At 35.4% G+C, this 16,809-nt stretch carries 12 protein-coding genes; 11 read left to right on the top strand and 1 reads right to left on the bottom strand.

Translation table 11 applies throughout. The features are described from left to right. Positions 1-281 precede the first annotated feature (281 nt). From BLT80_RS00220 to queG, 11 genes are all read left to right on the top strand, one after another. Positions 282-1,592 carry a c-type cytochrome gene (locus BLT80_RS00220; RefSeq protein ID WP_092466835.1) on the top strand — a complete coding sequence of 437 codons (1,311 nt, stop codon included), beginning with the start codon at positions 282-284 and terminating at the stop codon, positions 1,590-1,592. Positions 1,593-1,743: 151 nt separating this feature from the next. Further along, positions 1,744-4,995, top strand: a complete 3,252-nt coding sequence (locus BLT80_RS00215) for a TAT-variant-translocated molybdopterin oxidoreductase (RefSeq protein ID WP_092465585.1) — start codon at positions 1,744-1,746, stop codon at positions 4,993-4,995. 27 nt (positions 4,996-5,022) lie between these two features. Beyond that, positions 5,023-6,756: an NrfD/PsrC family molybdoenzyme membrane anchor subunit gene (gene nrfD, locus BLT80_RS00210; protein WP_092465584.1), complete on the top strand. Its 1,734-nt coding sequence runs from the start codon at positions 5,023-5,025 to the stop codon at positions 6,754-6,756. Positions 6,757-6,764: 8 nt separating this feature from the next. Then, positions 6,765-7,304: a DUF3341 domain-containing protein gene (locus BLT80_RS00205; RefSeq protein WP_092465583.1), complete on the top strand. Its 540-nt coding sequence runs from the start codon at positions 6,765-6,767 to the stop codon at positions 7,302-7,304. A gap of 1 nt (position 7,305) precedes the next feature. Further along, positions 7,306-7,866: a c-type cytochrome gene (locus BLT80_RS00200; RefSeq protein ID WP_175455516.1), complete on the top strand. Its 561-nt coding sequence runs from the start codon at positions 7,306-7,308 to the stop codon at positions 7,864-7,866. Positions 7,867-7,888: 22 nt separating this feature from the next. Then, positions 7,889-9,256, top strand: a complete 1,368-nt coding sequence (locus BLT80_RS00195; protein WP_092465582.1) for a quinol:cytochrome C oxidoreductase — start codon at positions 7,889-7,891, stop codon at positions 9,254-9,256. 24 nt (positions 9,257-9,280) lie between these two features. Beyond that, the gene (locus BLT80_RS00190) at positions 9,281-10,339 is read left to right on the top strand and encodes a cytochrome c oxidase subunit II (protein ID WP_092465581.1); all 1,059 of its coding nucleotides are present in this window, start codon (positions 9,281-9,283) and stop codon (positions 10,337-10,339) included. A gap of 30 nt (positions 10,340-10,369) precedes the next feature. Next, positions 10,370-12,166 (top strand): cytochrome c oxidase subunit I, encoded by a 1,797-nt coding sequence (locus tag BLT80_RS00185; protein WP_092465580.1) that lies wholly within the window; start codon positions 10,370-10,372, stop codon positions 12,164-12,166. A gap of 183 nt (positions 12,167-12,349) precedes the next feature. Beyond that, positions 12,350-13,372, top strand: coding sequence for a Holliday junction branch migration DNA helicase RuvB (ruvB, locus tag BLT80_RS00180; protein ID WP_092465579.1), 1,023 nt, complete (start codon positions 12,350-12,352; stop codon positions 13,370-13,372). A 64-nt stretch (positions 13,373-13,436) separates the two neighbouring features. Then, the gene (locus BLT80_RS00175) at positions 13,437-14,768 is read left to right on the top strand and encodes a cytochrome P450 (RefSeq protein WP_092465578.1); all 1,332 of its coding nucleotides are present in this window, start codon (positions 13,437-13,439) and stop codon (positions 14,766-14,768) included. 2 nt (positions 14,769-14,770) lie between these two features. Then, positions 14,771-15,697, top strand: a complete 927-nt coding sequence (gene queG, locus BLT80_RS00170; RefSeq protein ID WP_092465577.1) for a tRNA epoxyqueuosine(34) reductase QueG — start codon at positions 14,771-14,773, stop codon at positions 15,695-15,697. Here the strand turns inward: queG and BLT80_RS00165 are convergent. Beyond that, the gene (locus BLT80_RS00165; protein WP_092465576.1) at positions 15,694-16,716 is read right to left on the bottom strand and encodes a LacI family DNA-binding transcriptional regulator; all 1,023 of its coding nucleotides are present in this window, start codon (positions 16,714-16,716) and stop codon (positions 15,694-15,696) included. The two genes, queG and BLT80_RS00165, sit on opposite strands and share 4 nt — an antisense overlap. Between the last annotated feature and the right edge of the window lie 93 nt (positions 16,717-16,809).

Raw genomic sequence — 16,809 nt, 5'->3', positions numbered from 1 at the left:
ACAAAGGTAGAGTATTCAAATTAACATGTACAACTTTTTTTTATTGACATTTCTATTGTAATCAATTGCGCTTCAAGCGGTCGATATATAAGGAACGAATATTCGCATATTAAATTTCAAAAGATATTATTTAGAATAAGTATAAATTATCTATTAACACTTCTCTAAGATTTTCAAAATCGACTTTAAATGTTACTTTTGCCAGAGTTTTTATAACATCTTTTTTCACTTTTTGAATGAAAAAATCGTACCAAAGTTTAGAAGATAATCCAACTTATAATATGAAACAGGTGATTTACTGTAGTTTAACCTCAAAGATTTTTAGTCTTTGTCTTGTTCTATTGCTTTCTTTTTCAACCGCCCTTATAGCTCAAGAAGGTGATCCAGCAAATGGAAAATCGCTCTTTAATTCTAATTGTGCAGCATGTCATAAGTTAGATAAGCCAATGACGGGTCCGGCTCTACGTAATATCGAAGCTCGATTAGCTGATGAGCAAGGTTTAGATAAAGCATGGTTAAGTGCGTGGATTAGGAATAGCTCTGCACTTATCAAAGCAGGTGACGCATATGCTACTAAAATATTTAATGAGCACAACGGCACAGCAATGACTCCGTTTCCACAGTTAAGTGATCAGGATATTTCTGATATATTAGCTTATACTGCTGAGAAAGTTGATCCTTGTGTAGCTAATCCTCAGCCAGGTTGTCCAAACTATGTTGCGCCAACATCTGAAGGTGGTGGGCAAGGTGGCGTGTCAAATGATTTAATACTTGGTGCGTTGGCATTATTATTTGCTTTATTAGCAATCGCCTTAGTGTTAGTGAATCGTACATTAAATCGTTTTGCTGAAGCTAAGGATATCGAAGTCTTTACTTCGCAAGATAAAAGAACGCCATTGTGGAAGGCTTTTGTTCAGAATCAATTTTTAGTAATGGTTACGGCTATTGTCTTTTTATTAGCTAGTGGTTATTTTGTATATGGTTACTTTATGCAGGTAGGTGTAGATCAAGGTTACGAACCTGTTCAGCCTATTCATTATTCACACAGAATTCATGCTGGAGATAATGGTATCGATTGTAAATATTGTCACTCTTCTGCTAGAGTGAGTAAAACATCAGGTATTCCTTCTTTAAATGTTTGTATGAATTGTCATAAATCAATTTCGGAAGTAGCACCAGAAACCTTAGCTGAAGGAACTGACTTTGGTGTTGATTATAATGCTGAAATTCAAAAATTATATGATGCCGTGGGATGGGATGGAACTGGATATACCGGTGATTCTAAACCTGTAAAATGGATTCGTATTCATAACTTGCCAGACTTCGCTTATTTTAATCACTCGCAACACGTAGAAGTTGGAGGTATAGAATGTCAGACCTGTCATGGTCCTGTAGAAGAAATGGAAATTATGTATCAGCATGCTCCTTTAACTATGGGATGGTGTATTAACTGTCACAGAGAAACTAACGTAAAAGTTAAGGATAACGAATATTACACTAAGATCCACGAGGAATTATCTAAAAAGTATGGTGTTGAGGAATTGACAGTAGCACAAATGGGTGGTTTAGAATGTGGTAAGTGTCATTACTAAAACTCGTTTTTTGTGATTCCAGATTCATCAGGAAGTACTTTAAAGAGAAAAAAAACAATAAATTAAAAGAGTTAAATATTTAGATTGGATTTGTTGAAGTTTTAAAGACTTTAATTTTAAATTCGAAAATCGAAAATTATAAATAAACACTATGTCATCAAACAAGAAATACTGGAAAAGTGTTGAAGAGCTAAACGAAAATAGCTCTATTGTTGAGGCGCTTCAACAAAATGAATTTGTGGAAGAAATTCCGACAGACGAATTTTTGGGAGATAAAGAGTCTTTAGAGTCTTCATCTACATCGCGTCGTGATTTCTTAAAATACGTTGGTTTTAGTACTGCAGCAGCTTCGTTAGCAGCATGTGAAGGACCAGTGATTAAATCCATTCCTTATATAGTGCAACCAACGGAGATTATTCCTGGTGTTGCCAATTACTATGCAACAACGATTGCGGATGGTTTTGATTTCGCTAGTGTTTTAGTAAAAACAAGAGAAGGGCGACCTATTAAGATTGAGAATAATACGGATGCAGCTTCTAATGGTATTGCAAATGCTAGAGTTAATGCATCAGTTTTAGGATTGTATGATAACCTTAGGGTGAAGTCACCAATGAAAGGGGATTCTGCAATATCTTGGGATACTTTTTTCTCTGAAACAACTTCAAAATTAAATGGACTTAATGGTAAGCAAATTGTGTTGTTAACACAATCTTTGCCGAGTCCGTCAACAAATAAATTAATTGCAACTTTTAAATCGAAATATGGTAACGTTAATCACGTTGCTTATGATGCGGTTTCAGAGTCTGCAACTTTAGATGCATACCAAGCTAAGTATGGCACAAGAGGAATGGCTAATTACGATTTCTCAAAAGCCATGACAATTGTTGCTGTTGGTGCTGATTTCTTAGGAGATTGGCAAGGTGGTGGTTTTGAGTCGGCTTATGCTAAAAAGCGTATTCCTGCCAATGGAAAAATGTCTAGACATATTCATTTTGAATCGAACATGTCTTTATCAGGTGCCAATGCAGATAAGCGTGTACCATTAACACCAAGTCAACAAAAATTAGCACTTGCTAAACTTTATAGTTATGTAACAGGTGTTGCATTACCAGGATCTTTGCCAGAAGCTTTAGATAAAGCGGTAAAAGATGCAGCAAAAGAATTAAGTCAAGCTGGTAGTAATGGTGTTGTTGTTTCTGGGATTCAGGATGTGAATGCTCAGACAACAGTTTTAGAAATTAATGAGCATTTAAGAAGTAAAGCTTTTGATCCTAAAACAACAATTAAAACAAGACTTGGAAGTAATAAAGCAGTTACACAATTAGTAGCTGATATGAAGGCTGGTAAAGTTGGAGCAATCATCATGAATGGTGTAAACCCAATGTATACATTACCAAATGCTTCAGATTTCAAAGAAGGATTAGCAAAGACAGAATTATCGGTTGCGTTTTCAATGAAGCAAGACGAAACATCAACGAACTGTCAGTATATTGCTGCAACGCCTCACAATTTAGAGTCTTGGGGTGATTTCGAATTTAAATCTGGTCATTATTCAATGATGCAGCCAACAATTCGTCCGTTATTTGATACGAAGCAGTTTCAAGAGGTGCTAATGAGCTGGACAGAAACGTCTGGTTCTTATAGAGATTATTTAAAATCTGTTTGGACAGAAGGGATATTAAATGGTTCTTCATTTAATAAAGCTGTTCAAGATGGTGTTTTTGTAACCGGTACTTCGGTAAGCGGTTCTAATGGTTCAACAACAACGACCTCTACAACAACAGAATTAGCGGATAAAAAGGATAGAACGTTTTTAGGCGGAGTTATTCATGATGTTGCTGTAGGAGTTGGTATAAAAGAAGAAGATAAAGACGAATATAATACCACAACGTCTACAACGACTGTAAATAACGGTAATAACGTAGATGCAGCATCTGTTTTAACAGGTGGTACTGCAGCAAGAGCTCTAGCAGCTTCTGCTAAAGATGGTAACTTAGAATTGTCGCTTTATACTAAAGTAGGTATGGGAGATGGCCAGCAGGCTAATAACCCATGGTTACAAGAGTTTCCAGATCCTATTACTAGAGCATCTTGGGATAACTATATTACGGTATCTCAAGCTGATGCTAAAGCTTATGGTTTAGTTAATGAGAACGTTGCTAATGGTGGTCTTAACGGAAGCTATGTCGATGTTACAGTAAATGGTGTTACGGTTTCTAAAGTGCCAGTATTAATTCAACCAGGACAAGCTAAAGGTTCTGTTGGTTTAGCATTTGGTTATGGAAGAACATCCAATGCACTAAAAGATGAAATGAAGACGGGTGTTAATGCTTACCCATTATACCAAGGCTTTAATTCAGTTCAAGAAGTAACAATTAGTAAAGTAGCTGGTGAGCATGAATTTGCTTGTGTGCAGTTGCATAATACTTTAATGGGGCGTGGTGATATCATCAAAGAAACTACATTAGAGATATTTAATACAAAAGATAAGAAACATTGGAATTCTGTTCCTCAAGTGTCTCTTAATCATATAGAAACACCCGTAACATCTCCAGATGTAGATTTATGGGATGAGTTTGATCGTTCTATTGGACATCACTTTAATTTATCTATTGACTTAAACGCTTGTACAGGTTGTGGAGCATGTGTAATTGCATGTCACGCTGAAAACAACGTACCGGTAGTTGGTAAATCTGAAATGAGACGTAGTAGAGATATGCACTGGTTGCGTATTGACCGTTACTATTCTTCTGAAGATACTTTCAAAGACGATTTAGATAAGAAAAATAATATTTCAGGATTAGGTAGTTCATTAAGTGAATTTGGTGAATTAGAAAATCCTGCTGAAAGTCCACAAGTGGTATTTCAACCGGTAATGTGTCAACATTGTAACCATGCTCCTTGTGAAACTGTTTGTCCTGTTGCTGCAACAGCACATGGTCGTCAAGGTCAAAATCACATGGCGTATAACCGTTGTGTAGGAACTAGATATTGTGCAAACAACTGTCCTTATAAGGTACGTCGTTTTAACTGGTTCTTATATAATAAGAATGATGAGTTTGATTACTATATGAATGACGATTTAGGTCGTATGGTATTAAACCCAGACGTTGTAGTAAGATCTCGTGGTGTGATGGAAAAATGTTCTATGTGTATTCAAAAAACACAGAAAACTATTCTTGATGCTAAGCGTGATGGTCGCCTTGTAAAAGATGGTGAATTCCAAACAGCGTGTTCAGCAGCCTGTGGAAACGGTGCTATGATATTCGGAGATATTAATGACAAAGAGAGTCAAATTACAGCATTAAAAGAAGACGATCGTATGTATCATCTATTAGAGTACGTAGGTACAAAACCTAACGTAATCTATCAGACAAAGGTGAGAAATACATCAAAAGCGTAAATTAAATTAAGAAACAAGTATATAATTATGGCGTCTCATTACGAAGCACCTATTAGAAGACCTTTAGTAACTGGAGAAAAATCGTATCACGATGTTACAGTTGATGTCGCAAGACCTGTTGAAGGCAAAGCCAACCGTGCATGGTGGATTGTTTTCAGTATTGCGTTGGTCGCATTCCTTTGGGGAATAGGTTGTATTATTTATACAGTATCTACGGGTATTGGAGTTTGGGGTCTTAACAAGACTGTCAACTGGGCTTGGGATATTACTAACTTCGTTTGGTGGGTTGGTATAGGTCACGCAGGAACACTGATTTCTGCGGTACTATTATTATTCCGTCAAAAATGGAGAATGGCAATTAACCGTTCTGCTGAAGCCATGACTATCTTCTCGGTAGTGCAAGCGGGTTTGTTTCCGATTATTCACATGGGGCGTCCTTGGTTGGCGTATTGGGTATTACCAATTCCAAATCAATTTGGATCGCTATGGGTAAACTTTAATTCACCTTTACTTTGGGATGTATTTGCAATCTCTACGTATTTATCGGTATCATTAGTATTCTGGTGGACCGGTTTATTACCAGATTTCGCAATGTTAAGAGATAGAGCTGTTCGTCCTTTCCAAAAGAAAATTTATGCTTTAGTAAGTTTCGGTTGGTCGGGTCGTGCAAAAGATTGGCAACGTTTTGAAGAAGTATCTCTAGTGCTTGCTGGTTTAGCAACACCATTAGTACTTTCTGTACACACTATTGTATCTTTCGATTTCGCCACGTCAATCGTTCCAGGATGGCATACTACCATTTTCCCTCCGTATTTCGTAGCGGGTGCAATTTTCTCAGGATTTGCAATGGTAAACACGCTTCTTATTATTATGAGAAAAGTGTGTAGCCTAGAAGATTATATTACAGTACAACACATCGAGTTAATGAACATTGTAATTATGCTTACAGGTTCTATCGTTGGTGTCGCATATATTACAGAGTTATTTATTGCTTGGTATTCTGGTGTAGAATATGAACAATTCGCATTCTTAAATAGAGCAACTGGTCCTTACTGGTGGGCATATTGGGCAATGATGTCTTGTAACGTATTCTCTCCACAGTTTATGTGGTTTAAGAAACTAAGAACAAGTATTATGTTTTCGTTCTTTATCTCTATCGTAGTGAATATTGGTATGTGGTTTGAGCGTTTCGTAATTATTGTAACATCGTTACATAGAGATTACTTGCCATCATCTTGGACAATGTTTTCACCAACTTTTGTAGATATCGGAATTTTCATCGGAACTATTGGTTTCTTCTTTGTATTGTTCTTATTATATGCTCGTACATTCCCAGTGATTGCACAAGCGGAAGTAAAAACTATCTTGAAATCATCAGGTGAGCGTTATAAGCGCATAAGAGAGAGTGGTGAAACACTTTCAGGTACCGGTGCTGATTCTAGAACCTCTAATTTTAAGATTCCTGAAGAAACAACGGCTTCAAAACCACTTCAAGATAATACTGAGAAATTAGGTAATTTATTAGAAGGTGTTGGTAGATTCGACGCTTCAATACAAACAGCTGATGACTTAAAAGTTATTAGTGGTATTGGTCCAAAAATGGAAGAGGTACTTAATAACATTGGTATCTTTACTTATGCACAAGTAAGTAAAATGACAAAAAGAGAATATGATTTGTTAGACGAAATTACAGGTTCTTTCCCAGGAAGAGCAGAACGTGATGATTGGTCAGGACAAGCTAAAAACTTATTAAACAACTAATATAGTCTATGGAAGCTTCGAAAGTAATTCATGCTATTTATACCGATGATGATGTTTTAATGTCAGCCGTTAAAACGGTAAAGGCAGAAAAATATCACATTGAAGAAATATACACACCTTTTCCGGTTCATGGACTAGACAAGGCAATGGGATTAGCACCAACGCGTTTAGCTATTACAGCATTTTTATATGGTTGTGTAGGTATAACTGTCGCAACGGTAATGATGAATTTTATAATGATACAAGATTGGCCACAAGATATTGGTGGTAAACCAAGCTTTAGTTATTTAGAAAACATGCCAGCTTTTGTGCCTATTATGTTTGAGCTTACCGTATTTTTTGCGGCGCATTTAATGGTAATTACATTTTACTTAAGAAGTAGAATGTGGCCATTTAAGAAAGCAGAGAATCCAGATCCAAGAACTACTGATGACCATTTCTTAATGGAAATTGCAGTTCATAATAACGAAGAATCATTAACAAACTTGTTGAAAAATACAGGTGCAGTTGAGATAAACATTGTTAACAAAGATGAAGATGCACATTAATATGAAGACAGCCACAAAATATATAGTTGTATTAGTAGTGTTGGTTAGCTTTATGTCTTGCCAAAAGAACTCTAGACCAAACTATCAGTATATGCCTAACATGTACGAGTCAATTGGTTATGAAGCCTATCAAGAATCTGATGCATTCGCAAATGGAGTTGAAGCTCAATTACCTGCCGAAGGCTCTATACCAAGAGGAGATTTTATGCCTTTTGAAATTGAAAATACTAATGATGGTTTTATGTTTGCCAAGGCAAATTTAACTAGTCCATTAGATTCTACACAAGTAGATTACGATAGAGCTGGTGAATTATACGGTATTTATTGCGGTATTTGTCATGGTAATAAAGGAGATGGTAAAGGTAAATTGGTACAACGTGAAAAGATTTTAGGTGTACCAAGTTATGCAGATATAGGTAGAGCGATTACAACAGGTAGTATTTATCATACGCTTTATTATGGTAAAAACACAATGGGTTCTTATGCTAACCAATTGAACGAAGAAGAACGTTGGCAAGTAGTTGCTTATGTTGAGAAGCTTAAGGCAGATTTAGAAAAGTAAGATTTAGATAAAGATTATATAAATGGAATATAAAATTTCAAATCGATTAAGAACAGGAGCTTTCATTTTAATGATTCTAGGAGCATTAGGTGTTGGTTATGGCTTTATGGATGCGTACAGTGTTAATGAAGGCAATATAACTGAGTTTCTAGCGAATGAGGATCATCATGGAGCTGAACATGCTACCGAATCACATGGTGAAGAACACAATGTATCCGCAGCACATGCTGAGGAGGGTCATGCTGAGGAAGCACATGATGCCGAAGCTGAAGCTGAAGGTCATGAAATGACTCATGAAGAACATGTGTTACACCAGTTACACAACAGACCATATGCAGCATTATATGTTGCGGCATTCTTTTTCTTTATGATTTCATTAGGTGTATTAGCATTTTATGCAATTCAATATGCAGCCCAAGCAGGATGGTCTCCAGTACTATTTAGAGTCATGGAAGGTATTACATCTTATGTATTACCAGGTGGGCTTCTTGTATTAGCTGTTGCTTTTATAGCAGACAGTCATATTTTTATCTGGATGGATGAAAACGTTGTTGCTAATGATACAATTATTCAAAATAAAGAAAGTTGGTTAAATAAACCTTGGTTTTTTATTAGAGGTTTAATTTTCCTTGCAGGATGGTCATTATACCGTCATTTCTCAAGAAAATTCTCTGTAGCACAGGATAATGCTGATGTTAATGACAATACATATTTTAAAAAGAATTTTAGAATAGCTGCTGGTTTCCTTGTATTCTATATTTATACTGAATCAATGATGTCTTGGGACTGGATAATGAGTGTAGATCCACACTGGTTTAGTACGTTGTTTGGATGGTATGTATTTGCAAGTATGTTTGTAAGTGGTATCACGGTTATTGCTTTAATCACAATTTTCCTAAAGTCTAAAGGTTTGTTGTCATTCGTAAATGATAGTCATATTCATGATTTAGCTAAATTTATGTTTGGTATCAGTATTTTCTGGACATACTTATGGTTCTCTCAGTTTATGTTAATCTGGTATGCAAATATTCCAGAAGAGGTAACTTACTTTGTAACACGTATTGAAGATTATAACTTACCATTCTTTGGTATGGTTGCATTGAATTTCTTATTCCCATTATTACTATTAATGAATAGCGATTATAAGCGTATTCCATGGTTTGTAGTGATGGCAGGTATTGTAATTTTATTTGGACATTATATAGATATTTTCAATATGATTATGCCTGCAACTGTTGGAGATAGATGGTTCATAGGAATTCCAGAAATTGGATCTATATTATTATTCGGTGGCTTATTTATGCTTATAGTGTTTACTTCACTTGGCAAATATCCATTGTTAGCAAAAGGAAATCCTTTTATTAAGGAAAGTGAACATTTCCATTATTAATTTTAAATAAGAACAGAAACGATAATGACTGCTTTATTAACAATTATAATTGTACTCTTTGTAGCTGTTGCCTTATGGCAAATGGTTAAAATATTTGATCTAGCTCAGGTTGGCACGACTAATACACAAGTTGCAGACGACCACGATAACAAGATCAATGGCTACTTAATGATAGGTTTCCTAGGATTCATCTATGTGATTACTATCTTGTGTTTTTGGTATATCGGGGATCTACCACTTATGTCTAATGCGGCATCTGAGCATGGTTCAGAAGTTGATAATCTTATGATTATCTCTATGGTGGTAATCTTTGTAGTACAAACAATTACACAATTTCTTTTACATTATTTTGCTTATAAGTATAAAGGTGAGAAAGGAAGAAAAGCGTTGTTCTATGCGGACAATAACACTTTAGAGTTTATTTGGACTGTTATCCCGGTGATTGTTTTGGCTGGTTTAATAATCTATGGTCTATTCACGTGGAATGACATTATGAATGTCGACGAAGATGAAGATCCAATGGTTATTGAATTATATGCACAACAATTCAAATGGACAGCTAGATATAGTGGTGGTGATAACGTTCTTGGAAAGGCCAACGTAAGATTAATTGATATCGATCGTGCTAATATATTAGGTGTAGACGAGGATGACCCAAATGCTCAGGATGATGTTGTGGTTTCAGAATTGCATTTACCAGTGGGTCAACAAGTCGTATTTAAAATGCGTTCTCAAGATGTTTTACACTCAGCATATATGCCTCATTTTAGAGCACAAATGAACTGTGTGCCAGGTATGGTAACTCAATTTGCATTCACACCAACAGTGACTACAGCAGACATGCGTCAAAATCCGGATATTGTTGAAAAAGTTCAGAACATTAATGAGCTTAGAATGGATAGAAAAGCTGAGATTGAAGAATCGGGTCAAGAATTACTTTACGAATTTGATTACCTTTTATTATGTAATAAAATTTGTGGAAAATCGCACTACAATATGCAAATGAAGATTATTGTAGAAACTCAAGAAGAATTTGATGCCTGGATGAAAGACCAAAAAACATTCCCAAATTCATTAAATTAACAAAGGTTTTAAGAAAAAGATAAACAGATTATGTCAGCAACAGTAGATACACACGTTCACGACGAAGAACACGACGTACATCATCACAAAGAAACATTTGTAACTAAGTACATTTTTAGCCAAGATCATAAGATGATTGCTAAACAATATTTGGTGACAGGTACTTTAATGGGTGTTATAGGTGTTTTAATGTCTATAATGTTCCGTATACAAATTGCTTGGCCAGAAGAGCCAAACGTTTTATTTGAAGCATTATTAGGTAAATGGGCTCCTGACGGAGTTATGGATGCTGATGTTTATTTGGCCTTAGTAACGATACATGGAACCATTATGGTATTCTTTGTATTAACAGCTGGTTTGAGTGGTACATTTAGTAACCTATTAATTCCATTGCAAATTGGTGCGCGAGATATGGCTTCAGGATTCCTTAATATGGTATCTTATTGGTTATTCTTCTTATCATGTATCATAATGATAAGTTCATTATTTGTAGAAGCAGGACCAGCAGCTGCAGGTTGGACAATTTATCCACCGTTATCTGCCTTACCAATGGCTTCAGGGGGTTCAGGATTAGGTATGACCTTATGGTTGGTATCTATGGCTATCTTTATTGCATCGTCATTACTTGGATCCTTAAATTATATTGTTACAGTCATCAACCTTCGTACTAAAGGAATGTCTATGACAAGATTACCACTTACAATTTGGGCTTTCTTTGTAACTGCTGTTATAGGGGTGGTTTCATTCCCAGTATTATTATCTGCGGCATTATTACTAATAATGGATAGAAGTTTCGGAACATCGTTCTTCTTATCAGATATATTTATTCAAGGTGAAGTATTGCATTATCAAGGTGGATCACCTGTTTTATTTGAACACCTATTTTGGTTCTTAGGTCACCCAGAAGTATACATTGTTATTTTACCAGCAATGGGATTAGTGTCGGAAATTATGGCATCAAGCTCACGTAAGCCAATCTTTGGATATCGAGCTATGATTGCTTCAATTTTAGCAATTGCATTCTTATCTACAATTGTTTGGGGTCACCACATGTTTATTTCTGGTATGAATCCTTTCTTAGGATCTGTATTTACATTTACAACATTATTGATTGCAATACCATCAGCGGTAAAAGCCTTTAACTGGATAACAACATTATGGAAAGGAAATCTGCAAATGAATCCGGCCATGCTGTTTTCTATTGGTTTCGTTTCGACATTTATTACAGGTGGATTAACAGGTATTATATTAGGTGATAGTGCTTTAGATATCAACGTTCATGATACTTATTTTGTAATTGCGCATTTCCACTTAGTAATGGGTATATCTGCACTTTATGGAATGTTTGCTGGGATTTACCATTGGTACCCAAAAATGTTTGGTCGTATGCTGAACAAAAACTTAGGATATTTGCATTTTTGGATAACAGCAGTTTGTGCCTACGGAGTATTTTTCCCAATGCACTTTATAGGAATGGCTGGTTTACCAAGACGTTACTATACCAATTCAAACTTCCCATTATTTGATGATTTAGCGAATACCAATGTTATCATTACCATATTTGCTATTATCGGTGGTTTAGCACAAATCATTTATTTGTATAACTTCTTTATTAGCATGTTTTATGGTAAGAAAGCTGTGCAAAACCCTTGGAAGTCTACAACTTTAGAGTGGACTACACCAGTAGAACATATTCATGGTAACTGGCCAGGTGCGATTCCTCATGTTTACCGTTGGTCTTATGATTACAGTAAGCCAGGTCATGATGTAGATTTTGTACCTCAGAATGTTCCTTTAATGGAAGGTGAAGAGGAATTACAACACTAAATATATTCCTTTGAAAAAAGGAACCTCAAATAGATTAGAAAAGACCTTTGGATAGCTTATAGTTTCCAAAGGTCTTTTTCTTTATATTTGTTTTGACTTTGTTGTCATTCAGAGCGAAGCGAAGAACCTATATTTCTAAACGCAGTGTAATTTAATATGATTCCCGTTCTAACGGGAAGTACTATGAACGAAAACTTAAACCCAAACAGCGATAACTTTACACCAGACGAGTTAGATGTCGAAAAGAAATTAAGACCCTTAACGTTTGAAGACTTTACAGGTCAGGATCAGGTGTTGGAAAATTTGTTAGTTTTTGTGCAAGCTGCAAACCTTAGGGAAGAAGCATTAGATCATACCTTATTTCATGGGCCTCCAGGTCTAGGAAAAACGACTTTAGCACATATTCTAGCCAATGAGTTGAATGTTGGTATTAAAGTGACCTCAGGGCCTGTTTTAGATAAGCCAGGCGACTTAGCGGGGTTGTTAACGAATCTTGATGAACGTGATGTGCTTTTTATTGATGAAATTCATCGCTTAAGTCCAATTGTAGAAGAGTATTTATATTCTGCAATGGAAGATTATAAGATTGATATTATGATTGAGTCTGGTCCAAATGCTAGAACAGTTCAATTAAGTTTAAATCCATTTACCTTAATTGGAGCTACTACGCGTTCAGGATTGTTGACAGCACCAATGCGTGCTCGATTTGGAATTCAAAGTCGTTTACAATACTATAAAACGGAACTCTTAACCACAATTGTACAGCGTAGTGCATCAATCTTAAATATGCCAATCTCAATGGAAGCTGCTATAGAAATTGCAGGACGGAGTAGAGGTACACCAAGAATTGCCAATGCCTTATTAAGACGTGTTAGAGATTTTGCACAAATAAAAGGAAATGGTAAAATTGATATCGTAATTGCCAAATTCGCTCTAAAAGCACTTAATGTGGATGCTTATGGATTGGATGAAATGGATAATAAGATATTAACCACGATCATCGAAAAATTTAAAGGCGGACCAGTTGGTATCAGCACCATCGCAACGGCTGTGAGTGAAAGTACCGAAACCATAGAAGAAGTCTATGAACCTTTTTTAATTCAGCAAGGTTTTATAATGCGAACACCTCGTGGACGTGAAGTTACAGAACAAGCCTATAAACATTTGGGCAAGGTAAAAGGTCCTACACAAGGAGGTCTATTTTAAAAACGGGTAGATTTTAAATGTACTAACCTGTTTTAAACTTAATTTAAATACCCTTAGTTATATATTGAAATCAGAGCGCAACATACCTACAGTTCCTTTAAGTCGATTCTTTAAACATTCTTTAGAGATTTTAAAAAACCCGCTACCATTTCATCATCAAAATTTTGAAGAGCAAGGCGATGTTTTCAGATTAAAGATCGGATTTAAAAATAGTGTTGTTTTTGTTCGCGATGCTGTATTTGCAGAATATGTACTTCAAAAGAATCAGAAAAACTACACCAAATCTAAAATCCAGACCGAAGATTTAGTAAAATATGTTGGTACTGGGTTGTTAACTGCAGAAGGAGACCACTGGAAAAAACAACGTAAACTCATTCAGCCTGCTTTTCATAAAAAGCAATTAGCAAACCTTTTAGGCAGTATCAAAAATGCTATTCTTTCAGAATATAGCAAGATTACACCGAATGAGGTGATTGATATATTTCCGATTCTGAATGATTTGGCATTTCAAGCCGTAGTAAAATCTTTGTTTAGTAGTGCAGCCAATCAAGAAGACATTAATAGGCTTCAATATATTACAGAAGCTGCACAAAAAATGTTGGTAAAAGAGTTACGCCAACCGTATTTGGGTTGGTGGTTCAACGTTAGTGGCGAAATTAAAAAACATGTTGATTTAACAGGTGAAGCTAGACAAATATTAAAACGTATTGTCAATGAACGACGAACATCAGGAGTAACGGAGAATGATTTGTTAGATATGTTGTTAGATGCAAGATATGAGGATGGCAACCCAATGGAAGAAGAACAACTGATTGATGAGATCTTAATTTTGTTTACAGCAGGTCATGAAACCACGTCTAATGCACTCACTTTTATAACACAACTTTTAGCGTTACATCCTGAATGGCAAGAAAAAATCTTTAACGAGCGAAATACAATTCTTGCAGATAGCGATGATTTAATGGACTTGGTAACCCAATCTAAAATTTGTCAGCAAGTGATAGAGGAAGGCATGCGATTGTATCCTCCTGTATATTTTATAGATCGGGTAAATAAAGAAGTTGATACTTTTAATGACCTGGATTTTGAAGCGGGATGCAATCTTTTATTTTCAGTTTATGAAATGCATCGTCATCCTAAATTATGGGAACAACCAGATGCGTTTTTACCCGAACGCTTTAATGAAGGTGGACGTAAATTTTCATCACACTATTTTCCTTTTGGAGCAGGTCCAAGAAAATGTATAGGAAATAACTTCGCCATGTTTGAAATGATTATTGCCGTTTCAGAATTGGTTTCTAGTTTTAAAATAACTCCAGATTTTGACGCCATTGATATCACACCATTAATTACGCTAAAGCCTAAAAATGCTTTTTTAAAGTTTGAAAAACGATAGTCGTGTTAAACCATAAAGCCAAATACAGTGAGATTATTAAAGCAGAGGCCAAACGCCTCGGATTTTTGTCATGCGGTATCAGTAAAGCAGAATTCTTAGAAACCGAAGCTCCGAGATTGGAAGCTTGGCTTAATAAGAACATGAATGGCGAAATGCAGTACATGGAAAACCATTTTGATAAGCGTTTAGATCCAACATTGCTTGTTGAAGGTTCAAAAAGTGTAATTTCTTTATTGTTGAATTATTATCCTTCAGAAACTCAAACGGATACTTCTTATAAGCTTTCCAAATATGCTTATGGTAACGACTATCATCATGTCATAAAACATAAGCTTAAGTCATTGTTGTATTTTATTCAAGATGAAATAGGAGAAGTGGGTGGACGCGCCTTTGTAGATTCAGCACCCGTTTTAGATAAAGCTTGGGCTGCAAAGTCGGGATTAGGCTGGATAGGGAAACATTCTAATTTATTAACCCAACAAATAGGCTCCTTCTATTTTATTGCTGAATTAATCATAGACCTAGAGTTAGAATACGACCACGCAACAACTGATCATTGTGGTACATGTACTAAATGCATAGATGCTTGTCCAACCGAAGCCATCACAGAACCTTATGTGGTTGATGGTAGTAAGTGTATCTCGTATTTCACTATAGAACTTAAAGAAAATCTACCCTCAGAATTTAAAGGTAAATTTGACGATTGGATGTTTGGTTGCGATGTCTGCCAAGATGTTTGTCCTTGGAATAAATTTAGTAAGCCACACAATGAGCCTTTATTTAATCCGCATCCTCAATTATTAGACATGACTAAAAAGGATTGGGAAGAAATTACAGAAGATACCTTTAAAAAAGTGTTTCAGAAATCGGCTGTAAAGCGGACTAAATTTGCTGGTTTGGAGAGGAATATTGAGTTTTTAAAACCTTAATTTCTAGTTGATGCTCTTTTAATGAGTTTTGTTTCTAACTCCACGGTTTTAAATTTTATTGGTAAATTTTCCTTTCGTCTTTTAATTTCTTTGTATAAAAGTTTGAAGGCTTCCTTACCCATTTCATAACCTGGTTGATCAATTGTAGTCAATGTTGGAGATATTACAGAAGACATGAACCAATTACTAAAACCAACAATCGATATATCCTCAGGAACTTTAACCCCAATTCTATTAAATTCTGTAATAGCACCAATGGCAACTAGATCGGTATTTATAAATATACCATCAACGTCATTATGATCTTTAAGAAGTTGTCCAGCAAAGTGTACACCTTCGTCATAACTCATGTCTTTTAAAATGTAAACTAAAGAAGGATCATAACTAATGCCATGTTCAATAAGAGCATTTTTGTAACCTAGAAAACGATCAATAGAGTTTTGAGGTAATAGCGGTCCTCTAAAATGTGCTATGCGTTTACAGCCTGAATCAATTAAATATTTAGTTGCTGTATAAGCTGCTTTTCTATCATTGATTATAACTTTAGAGCAGTTAACAATTTTTGCGATTTTATCGAACATAACCAAGGGTAGTTCATGTAAAATTAGATCATTAAGATGTTTAAAATCGGCTGTACCGTTGGCAAGGGATATTAGAATGCCATCAACTCTTTTGCTCGATAATAAATCGAGTTGTTTCTTTTCAAGCTCATAAGATTCATTAGACTGAAGTATGATTACCAGGTAACCTTTTTTTTCGGCTTTAGCAATAATACCTTTTATAACACTAGAGAAAAAGTGATGTACAACCTCAGGAATGATAAGACCTATCGTTTTAGATTCTTTGGTTCTTAGGTTAACAGCGAAAGCGTTTGGCTTATAATTTAGCAGTTCAACAGTTTCTTTTACTAAACGTTTAGTCTTCTTGCTGACATCTGGATAATCTTTTAATGCTTTTGAAACCGTTGATACAGATAAATTTAATGTTTCTGCGATTTGTTTTAGTGTTACCTGTTTCATAGTATATATAATTATTAAGTCTAAAAATAGTAAAAGAAAGTATGAATCGAAAACGTTTTCGTTAAATCGAAAACGTTTTCGATAAGAATTTTT

The organism is Winogradskyella thalassocola, from assembly GCF_900099995.1.
Classification (GTDB): domain Bacteria; phylum Bacteroidota; class Bacteroidia; order Flavobacteriales; family Flavobacteriaceae; genus Winogradskyella; species Winogradskyella thalassocola.
Note: the sequence above shows the minus strand (reverse complement) of the source record. Positions and strands in the feature narration are given on the sequence as shown.